The sequence below is a fragment of the Candidatus Kurthia intestinigallinarum genome (assembly GCF_003991225.1).
GTDB lineage: Bacteria > Bacillota > Bacilli > Bacillales_A > Planococcaceae > Kurthia > Kurthia populi.
Genome location: NZ_JTFC01000016.1, coordinates 1 through 1,332 on the forward strand (window position 1 = coordinate 1; position 1,332 = coordinate 1,332).

The 1,332-nt window shown below is 50.5% G+C and carries 13 tRNA genes and 1 rRNA gene; all 14 read right to left on the reverse strand.

Annotated features, from left to right (window positions below):
- Positions 1-11 precede the first annotated feature (11 nt).
- The 14 genes from QI30_RS04780 to rrf all read right to left on the reverse strand — a co-directional run bounded on the left by QI30_RS04780 (position 12) and on the right by rrf (position 1,293).
- Positions 12-84, reverse strand: a tRNA-Lys gene (locus QI30_RS04780).
- 1 nt (position 85) lies between these two features.
- A tRNA-Thr gene (locus QI30_RS04785) sits at positions 86-161 on the reverse strand.
- A 9-nt stretch (positions 162-170) separates the two neighbouring features.
- Positions 171-242: transfer RNA gene (locus tag QI30_RS04790), tRNA-Glu, on the reverse strand.
- Between the two features lie 22 nt (positions 243-264).
- Positions 265-355 (reverse strand) — tRNA-Ser (locus QI30_RS04795).
- Positions 356-358: 3 nt separating this feature from the next.
- Positions 359-435: transfer RNA gene (locus QI30_RS04800), tRNA-Asn, on the reverse strand.
- A gap of 19 nt (positions 436-454) precedes the next feature.
- Positions 455-531 (reverse strand) — tRNA-Asp (locus tag QI30_RS04805).
- Between the two features lie 2 nt (positions 532-533).
- Positions 534-608, reverse strand: a tRNA-Met gene (locus QI30_RS04810).
- A gap of 30 nt (positions 609-638) precedes the next feature.
- A tRNA-Ser gene (locus tag QI30_RS04815) sits at positions 639-731 on the reverse strand.
- Positions 732-749: 18 nt separating this feature from the next.
- Positions 750-825 (reverse strand) — tRNA-Ala (locus QI30_RS04820).
- Positions 826-828: 3 nt separating this feature from the next.
- Positions 829-903 (reverse strand) — tRNA-Gly (locus QI30_RS04825).
- A 16-nt stretch (positions 904-919) separates the two neighbouring features.
- Positions 920-995, reverse strand: a tRNA-His gene (locus QI30_RS04830).
- A gap of 15 nt (positions 996-1,010) precedes the next feature.
- Positions 1,011-1,084 (reverse strand) — tRNA-Trp (locus tag QI30_RS04835).
- A 5-nt stretch (positions 1,085-1,089) separates the two neighbouring features.
- Positions 1,090-1,165: transfer RNA gene (locus tag QI30_RS04840), tRNA-Val, on the reverse strand.
- Between the two features lie 12 nt (positions 1,166-1,177).
- Positions 1,178-1,293, reverse strand: a 5S ribosomal RNA gene (gene rrf / locus QI30_RS04845).
- Between the last annotated feature and the right edge of the window lie 39 nt (positions 1,294-1,332).

Here is a 1,332-nt window from a genome sequence, read left to right on the forward strand (position 1 = left end):
CTCGCTTAATATGAGTCATGCAGGATTCGAACCAGCGACCCTCTGATTAAAAGTCAGATGCTCTACCAACTGAGCTAATGACTCATGGTGCCGGCGAAAGGAGTCGAACCCTCGACCTACTGATTACAAGTCAGTTGCTCTACCAACTGAGCTACACCGGCATATGAAAATGACCCCTACGGGATTCGAACCCGTGTTACCGCCGTGAAAGGGCGGTGTCTTAACCGCTTGACCAAGGGGCCGACTATCAAAAAACTATAAAAATGGTGGAGTAGAGAGGATTTGAACCTCCGCGCCGGTTACCCGACCTACACCCTTAGCAGGGGCGCCTCTTCAGCCTCTTGAGTACTACTCCATATGGCTCCGTTGGCAGGACTCGAACCTGCGACCCTCTGATTAACAGTCAGATGCTACTACCAACTGAGCTACAACGGAATAAATAATATTTAAAAAATGGCGGTCCGGACGGGACTCGAACCCGCGACCTCCTGCGTGACAGGCAGGCATTCTAACCAGCTGAACTACCGGACCATTGGTTGCGGGGACAGGATTTGAACCTGCGACCTTCGGGTTATGAGCCCGACGAGCTACCACTGCTCCACCCCGCGATAATGAATATTAAATTAAAAATAAAAAAATGGAGGAGGTAGAGGGATTCGAACCCCCGCGCGGTTTGACCCGCCTGTTGGTTTTCAAGACCAATCCCTTCAGCCAGACTTGGGTATACCTCCAACATAAAAATATAAAATTGGTGGAGCCTAGCGGGATCGAACCGCTGACCTCCTGCGTGCAAGGCAGGCGCTCTCCCAGCTGAGCTAAGGCCCCATATGGAGCGGAAGACGAGGTTCGAACTCGCGACCCCCACCTTGGCAAGGTGATGTTCTACCACTGAACTACTTCCGCATATAAAAAATAAAAATGGGGCGACTGATGGGGATCGAACCCACGAATGCCGGAACCACAATCCGGTGTGTTAACCACTTCACCACAATCGCCATAATATAATTAATTGGCAGGGGCAGTAGGAATCGAACCCACACCAAAGGTTTTGGAGACCTCTATTCTACCGTTGAACTATGCCCCTGTAAATGGTGGAGGATGACGGGATCGAACCGCCGACCCCCTGCTTGTAAGGCAGGTGCTCTCCCAGCTGAGCTAATCCTCCGATATTATAATAGCCTAGCAACGTCCTACTCTCGCAGGGGGAAACCCCCAACTACCATCGGCGCTAAAGAGCTTAACTTCTGTGTTCGGCATGGGAACAGGTGTGACCTCTTTGCCATCATTACTAGACTATAAGAAAGAATTGTTCTTTCAAAACTGGATAAACTG